Source organism: Enterobacter sp. Bisph1 (assembly GCF_000814905.1).
Taxonomy (GTDB): Bacteria; Pseudomonadota; Gammaproteobacteria; order Enterobacterales; family Enterobacteriaceae; genus Kosakonia.
In genome coordinates, this window is record NZ_JXAG01000042.1 from 1 (window position 1) to 16170 (window position 16170).

Sequence of the window (16170 nt, forward strand, 5' to 3'; positions counted from 1 at the left end):
ACCCCGCCGATAACGCAGCAGATAGCAAGCGCGGCCACAACAGCGATCATGAGTACGGGAACGGCACGCGGGTTTTCCGCCTGCGCGCTGCGCGGTGCGCCAAGGAACGTGACGCCATAGACTTTCGCCATACACATCACCGCCAGCGCGCCGGTTATCGCCAGGCCAACCGCCAGCAGCGGCCCCATCAGCTGCAGCAGGAAATGGCCGCTACTGCTTAAGCGGAAGAAAGACTGGTAGATCACCCACTCACCGGCAAAGCCGTTCAGCGGCGGCAGCGCGGCCATCGCCATCAGGCCCACCAGCATCGCGAGGGAGATAAGCGGCATTTTTTTACCGAGACCGCCCAGTTTTTCGATATCGCGAAAACCGGTGCCGAACCACAGTGCGCCCGCGCCGAGAAACAGCGTGCATTTAAACAGGCTATGGTTGAAAAGATGGTACAAGCCGCCAATCAGCCCCAGCGCCACCAGTGCAGGCTGTTGCAGCGCCAGGCCGGTAATGCCGGTACCCAGACCGAGCAGGATGATGCCGATATTCTCCAGCGTGTGGTACGCCAGCAGGCGCTGAATATTGTGTTCCATCAGGGCATATAAGCCGCCGACAAAGGCGGTCAGCATGCCGAACGCCAGCAGCACAACGCCCCACCACAGCGGCGGCTGGCCGCCCAGCAGCGAGAGGCTGAGAATGCCGAATAGGCCAATTTTCATCACCACGGTCGAAAAGAGCGCTGCCGCCGGTGCCGCTGCGTTAGCGTGCGCCTGCGGTACCCAGCTGTGCAGCGGCATAATCCCCGCCAGCAGGCCAAAACCCACCACGCCGAGTAGCCAGACATCGCTGCCGATGGCGTGCCCGCTGAGGGCGGCAAAATCGAGTGTCTGATAACGCTGGCGCAGCAGCCAGCAGGCGATCGCCAGCAGCAGCGTACCCAGCCGGCTCATGGCAAACCACAGCTTGCCGGATTCGCTACTGTCGGTAAGAAACACGGCGCTCAGGGCCATGATTTCCGCCATCACCACCAGCGCGCCCAGGCTCGCGGCGCATACCGCGCACAGCGCCGCCGCCAACAGTAAGTTCATTAACAGGCCGCTGGCTTTTACCGCCTCGTGGCGATGCCAGGCGATGGAATAGAGGCTGATAAAAGCCCCACACACGCCGAGGGTGATAAGCCATACGGCGCTCAGCGGCGTGATCAGCACATGATATTGAATCAGCGGCAGGGTGCCGCCTACCGCCTGCGCTCCGCTCAGGGTCATCACGCCACAGATCGCCGTCATCGCGCAGCCTACCGTGCCGCCAACACCGGCGAGCAGACCGCTTAACGCTTTGAATGGCATAAATAGCCAGCCGAGCATGGCGGCGCAGATAAGCAGCCAAAACGCGCCGCTTAGCAAAGAGAGGATAGTCATTTCACGCTCCGGTTTAGCTGCGTAAACAGCGACAACTCGCCGTAATCCGTATTGAGGGTTTGTTCCCGTTTGCGCCGGCTGGCTCTGGCGATATCGCGGTTATTGACCAGGTGCAGCGCCTTGGTCGGACACGTACGCACGCAGGCCGGGCCTTGCGGGTCGAAGTGGCAGAGATCGCACTTCACGGCAATCGCCCGTACGCCGGACACCCAATCAAGCAGCGTACTGACGCGCGCGGGCGCAGGCGGTGCGGCGGGCGCTTTTGGCGAGTTAACATTGGCGGGAATATCCAGCGGTCGGCTGCCGGAAAACTCAATCGCGCCGAAGGGACAGGCAATAGCGCACAGCTTGCAGCTGACGCACAGGCTCTCATTTAACTGCACCGCGCCATCGACACGGTTGATAGCATTAACCGGGCAGACGCCGGCACAGGGCGCATCTTCGCACTGGTGACACTGCTGCGGCGCAGACTCGCTCGCGTTGCGCATCACGCGCAGACGCGGCATTGCCTGCAGTCCTTGCGCACGGTGCGTTTCAGCGCAGGCGGCCTCGCAGGTATGGCAGCCAATACACAGCGCCGAATCGGCAATTACAAAACGGTTCACCAACTCATCCTCAGGTGATTCACCCGCGTTACGGGCGGTCATTAATGACGAAACGTGTCGCACTACGTGTCACTTCGACACCTGTCGACACCCAAACTCAGGCCAGTGCTGGCGCGTGTGCGTTATTGGCAAGCGTAGTGAGGTTGACCGGCCTGTCTGCGGCCATCGCGGCGTATAAGTTGTCGTAAACGCTGGCGATTTTGCAGAGATAGTGATCCAGCACTTTTTCGCGATCGCTGACGCTGAACGCGCCATCGACTTTGCCATCAACAGTGAGCTGTGCTTTGGCAATCACCCGGCGCTCGTCGCTCTCTTTATTGGCAATGGCGTATTCAATGGTGTGGCCGTTGAAACCGCCGGTCAGAGAGATGTACACCGTGAAGTGTTCGAACAGGACAAAGCAGAGCTGCTGCTGCGGCGCACCGCTGATGGCGTGATGCAGCCGCGCTTTCGACAGCGTGACGCCCTGCACTAGCGCGTTACAGTAACTGCGCCACGCTTCCTGAAGCCGGTGATGCTGTCCGGCAATGTAGTCTGCCTTTTCGCTAATTTCCCAAATCGTCATGTCTGCTTACCCGGTTAATGAAAACAACGGCGGTAAAGCATCATCCATGCCAATTTTTAATCTATTGATATTTAACGAAATCAATCACGTCAACACGCCATTTCGACGTGTCATCTCGACATTGTCGACAGCCATCAGGTGTCAAAACGCGTGATGGCACTCTTATTGCATTAAGGGGGCAAAGCCATCAGGAGGCGCTATGCACGAAATCACCCTCTGCCAGCGAGCGCTGGAAATCATTGAACAGCAGGCGTCGGCGAACGGCGCGCGTCGGGTGACCGGCGTGTGGCTCAAAGTCGGCGCATTTTCTTGTGTCGAAACCGACGCTTTAACGTTTTGTTTTGATCTGGTTTGCCGTGGCACCCTCGCAGAAGGCTGTACACTGCACATCGAACAGCAGCAGGCGGAGTGCTGGTGCGAGTCTTGTCAGGCCTATGTGACGCTACTCACCCAACGCGTGCGCCGGTGTCCGCAGTGCCACAGCGACCAGTTGCAGATTGTCGCCGATGACGGAATGCAAATTCAGCGGCTGGAAATTGAGGAGTAAACAATGTGTACAACATGTGGTTGTCAGGACGGTAATCTCTATATCGAGGGCGATGAACATAACCCGCACTCCGCCTTTCGCGGTGCGCCCTTCGCCCCGGCTGCGCGCCCGGCGCTGAAAATTACCGGCGTCAAAACCGACGATTTTCGCCCGCAGCAGCTCGAGCACGGCGATCTGCATTACGGTCACGGCGAGGCGGGAACCCACGCGCCCGGTATGAGCCAGCGGCGGATGGTAGAAGTGGAGATCGACGTACTGGCGAAAAACAACCAGATCGCCGGCCGCAACCGCGCCCGCTTCGCCGCTCAAAAACAGCTGGTGCTGAACCTGGTCTCCAGTCCCGGCTCCGGCAAAACCACCCTGCTTACCGAAACCCTTAAGCGTCTGAATACCCGCCTCCCCTGCGCGGTGATTGAAGGCGATCAGCAGACCGTCAACGATGCCGCGCGTATCCGCGCTACCGGCACCCCGGCGATTCAGGTGAATACCGGTAAAGGCTGCCATCTTGATGCGCAGATGATTGCCGATGCCGCGCCGCGCCTTGCTCTGGCGAACGGCGGTATTCTGTTTATTGAAAACGTTGGTAATCTGGTTTGCCCGGCGGGTTTCGACCTCGGCGAGCGCCATAAAGTGGCGGTGCTGTCGGTAACCGAAGGCGAAGACAAACCGCTGAAATATCCCCATATGTTCGCCGCCGCCTCGCTGATGCTGCTCAATAAAGTGGACCTGCTGCCCTATCTCGACTTCAACGTTGAACAGTGCATCGCCTACGCCCGCGAAGTGAACCCGACAATTGAGATCCTGCTGATTTCCGCCACCAAAGGCGACGGAATGGACGCCTGGCTTGACTGGCTGGAGACGCAACGATGTGCATAGGCGTACCGGGGCAAATTTGCGCCATTGACGGGCTGCAGGCCAAAGTCGACGTGTGCGGCATTCAGCGCGATGTCGATCTCACCCTGGTGGGCAGCAGCGACGAAAACGGTCAGTCGCGCATGGGCCAGTGGGTGCTGGTGCACGTTGGCTTTGCCATGAGCGTGATTAATGAAGAGGAAGCGCTGGATACGCTGGCGGCGCTGCAAAATATGTTCGATGTCGAGCCGGATGTCGGCGCGCTGCTATACGGCGAGGAGCGATAATGCGTTTTGTTGATGAATATCGCGCCCCCGAGCAGGTGATGCAGCTCATTGATCATCTGCGCCAACGGGCCGCGCTTCTCTCTTACACCGCCGCGCGCCCGCTGCGCATTATGGAGGTCTGCGGCGGCCATACCCACGCCATTTTTAAGTTTGGTCTCGATCAGCTGCTGCCGGAAAACATTGAGTTTATCCACGGCCCCGGTTGCCCGGTCTGCGTGTTACCGATGGGGCGTATTGATACCTGCGTCGAGATAGCCCAGCACCCGGAAGTGATTTTCTGCACCTTCGGCGACGCTATCCGCGTACCGGGCAAAAACGGTTCGCTGCTGCAGGCGAAAGCGCGCGGCGCGGATGTGCGCATTGTCTACTCGCCGATGGATGCGCTGGCGATGGCGCAGAAATATCCCGATCGCAAGGTGGTGTTCTTCGGCCTTGGTTTTGAAACCACCATGCCCGCCACCGCCATTACCTTGCAGCAGGCAAAGGCGCGTAATCTCGACAACTTCTGGTTTTTCTGCCAGCACATTACGCTGATCCCAACCCTGCGCAGCCTGCTGGAGCAGCCGGAAAACGGCATCGACGCCTTTCTCGCGCCGGGCCATGTGAGCATGGTGATCGGCACCGGGGCGTATACGTTTATCGCCGAAGAGTACCAGCGTCCGCTGGTGGTTGCCGGGTTTGAACCGCTGGATCTACTGCAGGGCGTGGTAATGCTGGTGGAGCAAAAAATCGCTGCCGATAGCCGGGTAGAAAATCAGTACCGCCGCGTGGTGCCCGATGAGGGCAACCGGCTGGCGCAGGCGGCGATTGCCGAGGTGTTCACCGTACGCGGCAACAGCGAGTGGCGCGGCCTCGGCATGATTGGTGAATCCGGCGTGCATCTGACGGCGGACTATCAACGTTTTGATGCCGAAGCCCATTTCCGTCCGGCGGTTCAGCAGGTTTATGACGATCCCCGCGCCCGCTGCGGCGAGGTGCTGACGGGCAGATGCAAACCCCATCAGTGCCCGCTGTTTGGCAATACCTGTAATCCGCAAAGCGCCTTTGGCGCGCTGATGGTCTCCTCGGAAGGGGCCTGCGCGGCCTGGTATCAGTATCGCGCTCAGGAGTGTGAAGCATGAAAGAAGTGCAAATGGCGCACGGCAGCGGCGGCCAGGCGATGCAGCAGCTGATTAGCCAGCTTTTTCTGCAGGCCTTCGATAACCCCTGGCTTGCGGAGCAGGAAGATCAGGCGCGCCTCGATCTCGCCTCCCTTGCGGCAAGCGGCGACAGGCTGGCGTTTTCCACCGACAGCTATGTTATCGATCCGCTGTTTTTCCCCGGCGGCAATATCGGCAAGCTGGCGGTGTGCGGCACGGCGAATGATATTGCCGTCAGCGGCGCAACGCCGCGCTATCTCTCCTGCGGCTTTATCCTCGAAGAGGGGTTGCCGATAGAGACGCTGAAAACCATTGTTGAAACGATGGCCGCCACCGCCCGCAGCGCCGATATCGCCATTGTCACCGGCGATACAAAAGTGGTGCAGCGCGGTGCGGCGGATAAAGTATTTATCAATACCGCCGGGATCGGCGCGATCCCTACGGCGATTCACTGGGCGGCGAACAGACTCCAGCCCGGCGACGTGCTGCTGGTCAGCGGCACCCTCGGCGATCACGGCGCAACGATTCTTAATCTGCGTGAAGGCTTAGGGCTGGACGGTGAACTTGCCAGCGACTGCGCGGTGCTGACGCCCCTGATTCAGACGCTTTTAGCGATCCCCGGCGTAAAAGCCCTGCGCGATGCCACGCGCGGCGGCGTCAATGCCGTGGTGCATGAGTTTGCCGCCGCCTGCGGTTTCGGCATTGAGCTTAAGGAAGGTGATTTACCGGTGAAACCGGCGGTGCGCGGAGTTTGCGAACTGCTGGGGCTGGATGCATTGAATTTTGCCAATGAAGGCAAACTGGTGATTGCCGTACAGCGCGAGGCCGCAGAGCAGGCGCTGGCACAGTTACGCGCCCACCCATTAGGGCGCGATGCAGCAATAATTGGCGAAGTGGTTGAGCGTAAAGGTGTGCGGCTAACAGGTCTGTACGGCGTGAAGCGCCTGCTGGATCTGCCTCATGCCGAGCCTTTACCGCGCATTTGTTAATTTTTTCACGCTTTTGGCGTGTGTTCCTGGAAAAGCAAAATGTCGTATACACCGATGAGCGATCTCGGCCAACAGGGGTTGTTCGATATCACGCGTATGTGTTTGCAGCAGCCCGATATGGCTGCCCTGTGTGAAACGCTGGCGCGTCTGAGCCGCGAGGCTGGCCTTGCGGACAGCGCGGCGATTGTGCTGTGGCATGCCGACAGCCATCTCGCCAGCCGCTACGCCGTGCAACCCTCCGCCAACAGCGCACTCTATCATGACCAACCGCTGCTGGCAGGCGGCCCGGTGCGGCATATTCTCTCGCATCCGCAGGCCTTGCACTGCAGCGCGTCGCTGTTTAATGAAACCTGGCCCGCTCTCGCGCAAAGCGGAATTTACCCAGAATTCGCCCACTACTGCCTGCTGCCCCTTGCCGCCGAAGGGAAAATTTTTGGCGGCTGCGAATTTTTTCGTAGCCTCGATCGGCCATGGAGCGAAAAAGAGACCGAGCGCCTGCAAACGCTAACGCAAATTGTCGCGGTAGTGGTCGAGCAGCTCCAGAGCAGGGAAAACCCAACCTCGGATTACGATCTGATGTGTCAGGAGCGCGACGGCTTTCGCATTCTGGTCGCCATTACCAACGCGGTGCTCTCCCGGCTGCATATGGATGAGCTGGTCAGCGAAGTGGCAAAAGAGATCCACTACTACTTCGGTATTGATGCGATTAGCCTCGTGCTGCGCGGCAGCCGCAAAGGCAAGCTGACCATCTATTCGACCCATTATCTTGATGAAGCCAATCCGACCCACGATACCCAGGAAGCCGATGAAGCGGGCACGCTGACGGAGCGGGTATTTAACAGCAAAGAGATGCTGCTGCTCAATCTCCATGAGCGCGACAAGCTCGCCCCTTATGAGCGGATGCTGTTTGAAACCTGGGGCAATAATATTCAGACCCTGTGCCTGCTGCCGCTGATGTCCGGGAAAAATCTGCTCGGCGTGCTGAAACTGGCGCAGTGCCAGAAAGAGGTCTTTACCCAGGCGAACCTGAAACTGCTGCGCCAGATTGCCGAGCGTATTGCCATTGCCGTTGATAACGCGCTGGCCTACCAGGAGATCCACCGCCTGAAAGAGCGGCTGGTGGATGAGAACCTCGCCCTGACGGAACAGCTAAATAATGTCGATAGCGAGTTTGGCGAGATCATCGGGCGCAGCGATGCCATGTATCGCGTGCTCAAGCAGGTAGAGATGGTGGCGCAGAGCAACAGCACGGTGCTGATCCTTGGCGAAACCGGCACCGGCAAAGAGCTGATTGCCCGCGCTATCCATAACCTGAGCAGCCGCAACGGTCGGCGAATGGTGAAGATGAACTGTGCGGCGATGCCCGCCGGTCTTCTGGAAAGCGATCTGTTTGGCCATGAGCGCGGGGCGTTTACCGGTGCCAGCGCCCAGCGAATCGGCCGTTTTGAACTGGCGGATAAGAGCTCGCTATTTCTGGATGAAGTGGGCGATATGCCCCTTGAGCTGCAGCCCAAGCTGCTGCGGGTTTTGCAGGAGCAGGAGTTTGAGCGCCTCGGCAGCAATAAACTGATCCAGACCGATGTGCGGCTGATCGCCGCCACCAACCGGGATCTGAAACAGATGGTGGCGGATCGCGAGTTCCGTAGCGATCTCTACTACCGGCTGAACGTTTTCCCTATCCACCTGCCGCCGCTGCGTGAACGCCCGGAAGATATCCCGCTGCTGGTAAAAGCCTTCACCTTTAAAATCGCCCGCAAAATGGGGCGCAATATCGACAGTATCCCGGCAGAAACCCTGCGCATTCTCAGCGCGATGGAGTGGCCGGGCAACGTTCGCGAACTGGAGAATGTGATTGAGCGCGCGGTGCTGTTAACGCGCGGCAATATCCTGCAACTGTCGATGGCGGAAATTCCCGTGCCGCCCGCTGCGGCTGCGGCAACCCAGGCAGAAGTGGCGCGCGAAGGCGAAGATGAATATCAGCTGATTGTGCGCGTGCTGCGGGAAACCAACGGCGTGGTCGCCGGGCCGAAAGGCGCAGCGGCGCGGCTGGGGCTAAAACGCACCACCCTGCTCTCACGGATGAAGCGTCTGGGGATTGATAAAGAGGCGCTCGGCTAATTTAGACAGAAAAGGGGGCCAACTGGCCCCCTCACTTATTCATCACGCTTTGGTTTTGGCCGGTACTTCTCCGGCAGTTCCGGCACCGGGCGCTTATCATCGATTAAGTGTTGCACCGTCAGAATTGGGTGTCGCCACAGCATCCGCGGCCCGGCCCAGCGCATAATCTGCTTCATCTCTTCACGCTTCGCCGGCTGATAGCAGTGCACCGGGCACTGTTTGCAGGCCGGTTTTTCTTCGCCAAACACGCACTTATCAAGGCGCTTTTCCGCGTAGGCATTAAGCCCGGCGTAATGCTCCGGGTTGTTAACCGCGTTCGGGCAGGCGCGCTCATACAGCGCAATCATATGGCGGATGGTCTTTTTTTCGCGCTGGATGCGAGGACCAGACATAGCAATCACCCCTTCAAAAGATGCATACATAATACTCCTTTACCGCGCGGCAAAAAACCATCCGTAGGGCGTTTTTTACCTCAGGAGTGCGCTTCCGCCAGCAGTTTCTGAATCAGTTGCTCCTGCTGTTGATACTCCCCTTCGCCAAAAAACATCTGCCGCAGCTGCCCTTTGGCATCGAAGTAGTAGTGCGCTGGCCAGTACTGATTGCCAAAGGCGTTCCAGATGGCGTAGTGATTGTCCACCGCTACCGGGAAACGAATATTCTCTTTGCGCACTACCTCTTTTAACGACTGGATGTTCTTTTCAAAGGGGTATTCCGGGGTATGCACGCCAATCACCACCAGCCCCTGATCGCGGTATTTCTCCGCCCACGCTTTAACATACGGCAGCGTGTGCTGGCAGTTGATGCAGTCGAAAGTCCAGAAATCCACCAGCACCACTTTGCCTTTTAGCGCCTGCGGCGTAAGCGGTGGGGAATTAAGCCAGCTGACCGCGCCATCGAGTGGCGGCATGGTGTTGCGCACAACAGGTTCACTCACCGGCTGTAACGTGACGGCCGGTTTCGTCGGCGACCCTAAACTTAACAACTGCTGCTCGAGCCGCGTGGTCAGCCCGCTTGCGCCCTGCAATGCTGACGTTGCGCCACTGCCGATCAACACCACCGCCCCCAACATCACCACTCCCGCCCCCTGGCGCAGCCGCTCGCTCACTGACAGGCTGGCGCGCAGACGGGCATAGAGTTTATCCCCGCACAGCCAGAGCAGCGCCAGCATAAATGCCGCGCCGCTGCCGTAAGCCGCCAGCGCTACGGCCGTTTGCCCGCTCGCGCCGTTGAGCATGGTACTGCTTAAGATAGCGCCCAAAATCGGCCCGGCGCAGGGCGCCCACAGCAGCCCGACGGATAACCCCGCCAGCAGCGCCGAGGCCACGCCTGCCGTACGACGGCTGCGGTTATCCAGACGCTCTCCGGCGCGCACGGCAAACTGCATCACGGTATTAGCGATACGCGTGGATATCAGCGACAGCGCCATTAACGCCAGCACGCCCAGCGCCAGCCAGCGTCCCCAGGCGTTAGCCTGGATAATCCACTGCTGGGTGGCGGTCGCCAGCAGTGCTACCAGGGTAAACATCAGCACCATTCCGCCCAGTAGCGCGGCGAGATGGCGTTTATCGCGGCCAAAACTGGCGAACAACAGCGGGATCACCGGCAGGGTGCAGGGGCTAAGCAGCGTCAGTAAGCCGCCTAAAAAAGCAATTATCACCATAACAAGCTCCTTAATGCGTTGAGGAAACAGACGCATTACAGCGCCGCGGTGTATCGCGGCGGTGTCGGTGAAGGAGGGGTTTTGTCAGCCGTTGTTACCCGGCCGGGGGAAGATACACAGCGATACAAATCTATTGCGTCAGCGACACGCAAACATCCAGCCCGCCCTGCGGGCGATTACTCAGGCGCAGCGCGCCGCCCAGCTGCGACACCAGCTGTTGAGCAATCGCCAGCCCGAGACCGGTGCCGCCGGTGCCGCGATTGCGCGAGGTTTCCAGCCGGTAGAACGGCTCCAGCACCGCCGCTAATTCCGCGTCGGGAATACCGGGGCCGTTATCCAGAACGTGAATTTCCACCGCGCCATTGGCTGCCAGTTCGATATCAATTTCTGCTTGTCCGGCGAATTTCAGCGCATTATCCAGCAAATTGCTCAATACGCGCCGCAGCGCCTGCACATCAATCTGTAAAGTGATATCCGCCGGGCAGCGCAGCAGCGTGACTTCTTTGCCGACATCGACATAGTCATAGACCAGGCTTTCGATAAACGGCTGCAGCGCCAGCCGCGACGGGCTAAGGGAGGGCGCGTCCTGGGTGCGGGCATAGGCGATACCTTCTCGTACCAGCCGCGACATCTGATCGAGATCCGCCAGCAGCTTGTCGCGTAGCCCCTCATCGGCGGACATCTCGCTGCGCAGGCGCATGCGGGTAATCGGCGTTTGTAAGTCGTGCGAGATGGCGGCAAGGATTTGCGCGCGCGATGTTAAATGATGGGCAATCCGCGCCTGCATGGCGTTAAACGCCCGTACCGCATGCTGCACCTCCGTTGGGCCGCTTTGCGCCATTTGCGGCGCTTGCGCTGACGGGGTTAACGCCTCCAGCGCGCGGGTAAAGCGGGTCAGGGGATCGACCGCCAGGCGCACCGCCAGCCAGCAGCACAGCAGCATCAGCAGCAGTTGCCCAACCAGCACCGCCGGTAGCCAGCGGGCGATGGGCGTCGGGCGCGGTGTAATATCGATAGTCAGCGGCGCACCATCATGCAGCGTTAAATGAGCCTGTAAATGCTCCTGCGGGCCGGGAATGGCGTTGATTTTCAGCGCATATTCCCCGCCCAGCGCCTGTTCAAGGGAGCGCGCGGTCTGTTGCGAGCGCCAGCTTGTCGGGTACTCACCCCCTTCCCCATTGCTGAGTAAGTAGCGATAGTTGGTGCGATCGATACGCGCCAGCCACGCCGGACGCTCGCTGGCGGGTAGCCGGTCGAGGATCGCCACGCTTGAGACAACGTCATATTCCAGATTGCCGAGCATCACCGAGCGCGCGGTGCTGATACGTTCATACAGCAGCAGGCTGAGAGTTAAGCCGTTGGCCAGCAGCAATCCCACCAGCACAATCACCACTAAACGCGAGAGCAGCGAGCGCGGCCAGAGCCTCATTCCCACACCTCTTTAATCATCACCGACATCGCGAGAACGTAGCCTTCGCTGCGCACGGTTTTGATATAGGCCGGTTCGCGGGCATCGTCATTCAGGCGCTGGCGCAGGCGGCTCACCAGTAGATCGATGGAGCGTTCAAAAAGTTCCGCGTCGCGCCCCTGGGTCAGATTCAGTAGCTGATCGCGGTTGAGCACGCGCTGCGGATGGTCGAGAAAGACGCGCAGCAGGCGATATTCCGCGCCGCTTAACGCCACTACCGTACCCTGCTGATCCACCAGGTGGCGCGCCGAGGTATCGAGCAGCCAGTCGCCAAAGGCCAGACAGCGCCCGACTTCGGTTATTTGCAAATTGGGCGGCAGCATGCGAGTGCGGCGCAAAATGGCTTTAATACGCGCCAGCAGCTCGCGGGCGACAAAGGGTTTCACCAGGTAATCATCGGCCCCCATCTCGAGCCCGACAATGCGGTCCGTCTCTTCACTGCGGGCCGTTAGCATCAGCACCGGCACATTTTTGTGCGCGCTGCTGCGCAGTTCCCGGCACAGGGTTAGCCCGTCGGGGCCGGGCATCATGATATCCAGCACAATCAGATCCACCGGCGTGGTTTCAAGGCGCTGGCGCATCTCTTTACCGTTGGCGGCAACGCTGGCGCGCAGGCCCGCCTGGGTCAGGTAGTCGGCAAGCAGGGTGCGAATTTCGCGGTCATCATCAACAACCAAAATATGATCAATATGTTCCATCAACTTAGCCCCGGCAGGAAACGATAAAATGAGTGTATCCTGGTTACGGCGGCTGCGGTTTCCGGCTTTGTATCACACTGTACAACCGCTAATAGACATCACGCTGGTAACGGTTTTCCCGTGCCAGCACCGCCAGCCAGTCGCTCGCCTCCTCTGTGCTCATACCGCCGTGAATTTGCGCCACTTGTTGAAGGGTGTTTTCGACATCTTTCGCCATCTGGCTGGCGTCGCCGCAGACATAAAAGTGCGCCCCGGCGGCTAACCAGTGCCACAGAGCCGCGCCCTGCTCCAGCATGCGCTGCTGAACGTATATCTTCTGCGCCTGGTCGCGGGAAAAGGCGGTGGTTAAGCGCGTCAACACGCCGCTTTGCTGCCAGGCTTCCAGTTCCTCGCGGTAGTAAAAATTCGTGGCTTCATGCTGCTCGCCGAAAAATAACCAGTTCTCCCCGCTTGCCCCTACCGCTTCGCGCTCCTGCAAAAATCCGCGAAACGGCGCGATGCCGGTGCCTGCGCCGACCATAATGATTGCCGTGGCCGGATCCGTCGGCAGGCGAAAATGGGGCGCGGGCTGAATAAAGATCGCCGCCTGCCCGGCGCGATCCGCCAGAAAGGTTGAACAGACACCGCCGCGCTGCTTGCTGTCGCCATAACGCACGGCGGAGACGGTTAACTCGACGCGCTGCGGGCACACTTTCGGGCTGGAGGAAATAGAGTAGAGTCTCGGCTGCAGGCGGCGCAGCGCCGCCAGAAGTTGCGCGGGTGCGAGGGTGACGGGGAAAAGCTGTAACAGATCGATAATCTGCCGTCCCCACAGCCATTGCGCCAGTTCCGCCTGGTTTTCCTCCGCCAGCAGGTTGTTCAGCGTCTCGCTTACGGCATGCTCCGCCACCAGCCGCAGCACCTCTGGCGTGATGCGCGTGATGTCGTAACAGTCGCACAGAGCCTGCGTTAGCGTCATCTCGCCCACGCCGCTTACCGTTACCACGCTTTCACCGTTAAGACGCAGAAGTTCGAGGATCTCCGACACGCGCTGCGGGCAGTTGCGCGGCCAGACGCCGAGGGCGTCACCCGCTTCGTACTTCAGGCCGCTGCCTTGCAGGTCAAAGGCGAAACGGCGGATCTCCTTTTCTGACCCCGGCGCGCTCAGGCGCTGGTTGGTAATCAATGCTGCGCTCACCGGCGTGTTGCGGCTAAACCCCGGTTTGACGGCGGGCGGTTCACTGAGTACTGGCGCATCGGTGCCGAGAATATCGCGCTGAATAGTCGCCAGCCACTGCGGCGCGGTTTCATCATTGCCGACATCGCACGGCTGGCATTCCCATAGCCGCTGCGCGCCCAGCGCCGCCAGACGGGCGTCGAGTTTGCGGCCAAAGCCGCAAAACTGCTGATAGTTGGCATCGCCGAAGGCCAGCACCGCAAAAGCGGTAGTGCTAAATTGCGGGCAATTTTCGGCGCTTAACGCCGCCCATAACGCCGAGCCATTGCCCGGTGGATCGCCATCGCCAAAGGTGCTGGCAATCAGTAATAGATACGGCGCGGCGTTGATATCCGCCACGCTTACGCGGTCCATACCGCGCAGCTTTACCGTCTGCCCGGCATGTAAAAAGTGTTCGGCGCAGCGGCGGGCAAAGGCCTGCGCGTTACCGGTGGTGGAGGCCCACAGCACCAGCACCGGTTTATCGTCCGCATGCGCGGACGGAGCGGCGACGGGCGCGGGCTGCTGTTCGCTGCGCACCAGTGAAATAGCGCAATGTTTTAGTTCCGGCTGCAGGGAGACGGGATCCAGCGCGGCGCTGGTGACGGCGTTGATGGCAAGCTGCTCGCCGAAGAGATCGTTCCAGTGAAACGGCGCAAAGCAGTTACCCGGCAGCACCCGATCGGTGATCACCGCGGGCAGCCTGGCGTTGCCGCGTCGGGAACGAATCTCTACCCAGTCGCCTTCATTAATCGCCCGTTGTTTTGCGTCCTGCGGGGCAATCTCAATAAACGGACCGGGGTTGAGGGCGTTAAGCATCGGGATTTTGCCGGTTTTAGTCAGGGTGTGCCATTGATGCTGCACACGCCCGGTATTGAGCACCAGCGGGTACTCTTCATCGGGCATTTCGGCGGGAGCGAGATCCGGGCGAGGGAAAAACTGCCCCTTGCCGCTGGCGGTGGCAAAGCGCACTTCGCCATTTGCCTGACGGTAACGAATGGGATGGCGCGGCTGAGTATTATCCGGGCCGCAGGGCCACTGCAACGGCGTCTCACGCAGCCGCGCATGGCTGGCTCCGCGAATGTCATAGCCCGTTGCCGGGTTGTAGGCCGCACGAATTTCATCAAACACCTCGGCGGCGCTGCTATAGCTAAAACCTTCGGCATAGCCCATCTCGCAGGCGACGCGGGCGATAATTTGCCAGTCCGCCAGCGCCTCACCCGGCGGCGAAACCGCCTGCTGCATTAACGTCATGGTGCGCTCGGAGTTGATCATTACTCCTTCGGCTTCCGCCCACAGCGCGCCGGGCAGCAGAATGTCGGCATAGCGGTTAGTTTCCGTATCCAGAAAGGCATCCTGGGCAATCACCAGCTCGGCGCGCTCCAGCCCGGCGATGACCTTATCGCGGTTCGGCACGGTGGCAACCGGGTTGGTGCAAATTATCCAGCAGGCTTTGATCTCGCCTGCGCTCATGGCGTCGAACAGCGCTACCGTGCCGTCGCCAACCTCGCGGCGCAGCGTGCCCGGCGGGCGCTGCCAAAGGCGTTCGACAAAGGCGCGATCCTCATCCACCAGCACCGAACGCTGCCCCGGTAAACCGCCGCCCATATAGCCCATTTCGCGCCCGCCCATGGCGTTTGGCTGGCCGGTAAGGGAGAACGGGCCGCTGCCGGGGCGGCAAATCGCGCCCGTCGCCAAATGGAGATTGCACAGGGCATTGGTGCTCCAGGTGCCGTGGGTGCTCTGATTCAGCCCCATCGTCCAGCAGCTCATCCACTCATCCGCTTCGCCAATCCACTGCGCCGCCTGGCGAATATCGGCTTCGTTGAGTCCGGTGCGCTCCGCCACCTGCGACAGCGTATAGTCCAGCAGAAAGTCCGGCATCCCCTGCCAGCCTTCGGTGAAGCTGCTGATAAAATTGTTATCCAGATGGCCGTTTTGCACCAGCAGCGCCAGCAAGCCGTTGAGCAGGGCCAGATCGGTACCGGGTTTGATCTGCAAAAACAGCGACGCTTTTTCCGCCGTCGCGGTGCGGCGCGGATCGACGACGATCAGCTTCGCCCCGGCGTTAACCCGCTCCATCATGCGCAGAAAGAGGATCGGGTGGCAGTCCGCCATATTCGCGCCAATCACTAAAAACAGCGAGGCGTGATCAAAATCATCGTAAGAACCCGGCGGGCCATCCGCGCCGAGTGACAGCTTATAACCACTGGAGGCGCTGGCCATGCACAGGCGCGAGTTGGACTCGATATTGTTAGTGCCAATAAAGCCCTTCGCCAGCTTGTTCGCCAGGTACTGCGCCTCCAGCGACATCTGGCCGGAAACATAGAGCGCTACGGCATCGGGGCCGTGATTATCGATAATGCCGCGCAGCCGCCGGGCGCTGTCGCTAATCGCCTTATCCAGCGCGGTGCGTACCGCTGGCTGCTGGCGGGTCGTGCGAAGAAAAGCGCTCTCCAGCCGTCCGGCGGCGGTAAGCGCCTCGGCGCAGCTTTTGCCTTTGGTGCATAAACGCCCCCGGTTAGCCGGGTGGGTTTTATCACCGCTGACCGCGATAATGCGCTGGTTTTCCACCTGCATCACCAGCCCGCAGCCTACCCCACAATAGGGGCATACGCTTTTGATCTGCTCCATTTTC

14 protein-coding genes are annotated in these 16170 nt (G+C 60.0%); 6 read left to right on the forward strand and 8 right to left on the reverse strand.

Annotated elements, in window-relative coordinates; all coding sequences use genetic code 11:
* From hycC to hycA, 3 genes are all read right to left on the reverse strand, one after another.
* A partial coding sequence (gene hycC, locus RW65_RS12925; RefSeq protein ID WP_039057168.1) for a formate hydrogenlyase subunit 3 occupies nucleotides 1-1409 on the reverse strand: 1409 nt, incomplete at its 3' end.
* Nucleotides 1406-2014, reverse strand: coding sequence for a 4Fe-4S dicluster domain-containing protein (locus tag RW65_RS12930; protein WP_039057347.1), 609 nt, complete (start codon nucleotides 2012-2014; stop codon nucleotides 1406-1408). The genes RW65_RS12930 and hycC, both read right to left, overlap by 4 nt.
* 97 nt (nucleotides 2015-2111) lie before the next feature.
* Nucleotides 2112-2579, reverse strand: a complete 468-nt coding sequence (gene hycA, locus RW65_RS12935) for a formate hydrogenlyase regulator HycA (protein ID WP_039057169.1) — start codon at nucleotides 2577-2579, stop codon at nucleotides 2112-2114.
* 199 nt (nucleotides 2580-2778) lie between these two features.
* Here hycA and hypA point away from each other — a divergent pair, with 199 nt between their 5' ends.
* From hypA to flhA, 6 genes are read left to right on the forward strand one after another with little or no spacing between them, the layout of a single operon-like run.
* The gene (hypA, locus tag RW65_RS12940) at nucleotides 2779-3126 is read left to right on the forward strand and encodes a hydrogenase maturation nickel metallochaperone HypA (protein WP_039057170.1); all 348 of its coding nucleotides are present in this window, start codon (nucleotides 2779-2781) and stop codon (nucleotides 3124-3126) included.
* A 3-nt stretch (nucleotides 3127-3129) separates the two neighbouring features.
* Nucleotides 3130-4002 (forward strand): hydrogenase nickel incorporation protein HypB, encoded by an 873-nt coding sequence (gene hypB / locus RW65_RS12945; protein WP_039057171.1) that lies wholly within the window; start codon nucleotides 3130-3132, stop codon nucleotides 4000-4002.
* Nucleotides 3993-4265, forward strand: a complete 273-nt coding sequence (locus RW65_RS12950; protein WP_039057172.1) for a HypC/HybG/HupF family hydrogenase formation chaperone — start codon at nucleotides 3993-3995, stop codon at nucleotides 4263-4265. Before hypB ends, RW65_RS12950 begins: the two co-directional genes overlap by 10 nt.
* Nucleotides 4265-5386, forward strand: a complete 1122-nt coding sequence (hypD, locus tag RW65_RS12955; RefSeq protein ID WP_039057173.1) for a hydrogenase formation protein HypD — start codon at nucleotides 4265-4267, stop codon at nucleotides 5384-5386. Before RW65_RS12950 ends, hypD begins: the two co-directional genes overlap by 1 nt.
* The gene (gene hypE / locus RW65_RS12960) at nucleotides 5383-6393 is read left to right on the forward strand and encodes a hydrogenase expression/formation protein HypE (protein ID WP_039057174.1); all 1011 of its coding nucleotides are present in this window, start codon (nucleotides 5383-5385) and stop codon (nucleotides 6391-6393) included. The genes hypD and hypE overlap by 4 nt, the downstream gene beginning before the upstream one ends.
* A gap of 39 nt (nucleotides 6394-6432) precedes the next feature.
* Entirely contained in the window at nucleotides 6433-8511 is a 2079-nt protein-coding gene (flhA, locus tag RW65_RS12965) for a formate hydrogenlyase transcriptional activator FlhA (RefSeq protein WP_039057175.1), read from the forward strand.
* A 35-nt stretch (nucleotides 8512-8546) separates the two neighbouring features.
* On the opposite strand, the gene RW65_RS12970 is transcribed toward flhA, so the two are convergent.
* The 5 genes from RW65_RS12970 to RW65_RS12990 all read right to left on the reverse strand — a co-directional run bounded on the left by RW65_RS12970 (nucleotide 8547) and on the right by RW65_RS12990 (nucleotide 16166).
* Nucleotides 8547-8903 carry a nitrous oxide-stimulated promoter family protein gene (locus RW65_RS12970; RefSeq protein ID WP_039057348.1) on the reverse strand — a complete coding sequence of 119 codons (357 nt, stop codon included), beginning with the start codon at nucleotides 8901-8903 and terminating at the stop codon, nucleotides 8547-8549.
* An 80-nt stretch (nucleotides 8904-8983) separates the two neighbouring features.
* Nucleotides 8984-10171, reverse strand: a complete 1188-nt coding sequence (locus RW65_RS12975) for a cytochrome c biogenesis protein DipZ (protein ID WP_039057176.1) — start codon at nucleotides 10169-10171, stop codon at nucleotides 8984-8986.
* Between the two features lie 130 nt (nucleotides 10172-10301).
* Entirely contained in the window at nucleotides 10302-11600 is a 1299-nt protein-coding gene (locus RW65_RS12980; RefSeq protein WP_039057177.1) for an ATP-binding protein, read from the reverse strand.
* On the reverse strand, nucleotides 11597-12337 hold the full coding sequence (locus RW65_RS12985) for a response regulator (RefSeq protein ID WP_039057178.1): 741 nt from the start codon (nucleotides 12335-12337) through the stop codon (nucleotides 11597-11599). The genes RW65_RS12980 and RW65_RS12985 overlap by 4 nt, the downstream gene beginning before the upstream one ends.
* Nucleotides 12338-12425: 88 nt before the next feature.
* Nucleotides 12426-16166, reverse strand: coding sequence for a bifunctional nitrate reductase/sulfite reductase flavoprotein subunit alpha (locus tag RW65_RS12990; RefSeq protein WP_039057180.1), 3741 nt, complete (start codon nucleotides 16164-16166; stop codon nucleotides 12426-12428).
* Between the last annotated feature and the right edge of the window lie 4 nt (nucleotides 16167-16170).

Bases quoted from the DNA above. Each gene is read 5' to 3' on its own strand.
- hycA (WP_039057169.1), bottom strand. From the start codon at position 2,579: ATGACGATTTGGGAAATTAGCGAAAAGGCAGACTACATTGCCGGACAG.
- hypA (WP_039057170.1), top strand. From the start codon at position 2,779: ATGCACGAAATCACCCTCTGCCAGCGAGCGCTGGAAATCATTGAACAG.
- hypB (WP_039057171.1), top strand. From the start codon at position 3,130: ATGTGTACAACATGTGGTTGTCAGGACGGTAATCTCTATATCGAGGGC.
- RW65_RS12950 (WP_039057172.1), top strand. From the start codon at position 3,993: ATGTGCATAGGCGTACCGGGGCAAATTTGCGCCATTGACGGGCTGCAG.
- hypD (WP_039057173.1), top strand. From the start codon at position 4,265: ATGCGTTTTGTTGATGAATATCGCGCCCCCGAGCAGGTGATGCAGCTC.
- hypE (WP_039057174.1), top strand. From the start codon at position 5,383: ATGAAAGAAGTGCAAATGGCGCACGGCAGCGGCGGCCAGGCGATGCAG.
- flhA (WP_039057175.1), top strand. From the start codon at position 6,433: ATGTCGTATACACCGATGAGCGATCTCGGCCAACAGGGGTTGTTCGAT.
- RW65_RS12970 (WP_039057348.1), bottom strand. From the start codon at position 8,903: ATGTCTGGTCCTCGCATCCAGCGCGAAAAAAAGACCATCCGCCATATG.
- RW65_RS12975 (WP_039057176.1), bottom strand. From the start codon at position 10,171: ATGGTGATAATTGCTTTTTTAGGCGGCTTACTGACGCTGCTTAGCCCC.
- RW65_RS12980 (WP_039057177.1), bottom strand. From the start codon at position 11,600: ATGAGGCTCTGGCCGCGCTCGCTGCTCTCGCGTTTAGTGGTGATTGTG.
- RW65_RS12985 (WP_039057178.1), bottom strand. From the start codon at position 12,337: ATGGAACATATTGATCATATTTTGGTTGTTGATGATGACCGCGAAATT.
- RW65_RS12990 (WP_039057180.1), bottom strand. From the start codon at position 16,166: ATGGAGCAGATCAAAAGCGTATGCCCCTATTGTGGGGTAGGCTGCGGG.